Annotated in this window: 1 protein-coding gene; it reads right to left on the bottom strand. The window is 55.8% G+C overall.

The window, feature by feature from the left end; genetic code table 11:
* On the bottom strand, positions 1–99 hold a 99-nt coding region (locus KVT32_RS31240), incomplete at its 3' end, for a DUF3606 domain-containing protein (RefSeq protein WP_217619552.1).
* Positions 100–242: the final 143 nt, after the last annotated feature.

The raw sequence follows: 242 nt of genomic DNA, 5'->3' as shown, positions 1-242 counted from the left end.
GACGCCGAGGGCCTCGGTCCAGTGACGTACTTCCCATTCCTCGCGCACGTTGATGCGCGAACGGTCCTGTTGGCCGCGGTTTTCCAGATTGTCGGACATGATGAGCTCCTATTGACGAGTTTGGAACGAATATGCCACCGGACACAGCCATGGTCGGTTAGGCATTTCACCTTGCGTTCGCATTTCTTTCGCGCAGCTCTGCTGGAAAGTTCCTTGCCGTCAGCAAGCGAATTTGATCGAGC

The organism is Achromobacter sp. GbtcB20 (assembly GCF_019091095.1).
In the GTDB taxonomy this organism is placed as follows: domain Bacteria; phylum Pseudomonadota; class Gammaproteobacteria; order Burkholderiales; family Burkholderiaceae_B; genus Achromobacter; species Achromobacter mucicolens.
The sequence above is the reverse complement of the archived record's forward strand: the minus strand, read 5'-3'. Positions and strand labels throughout refer to the sequence as shown.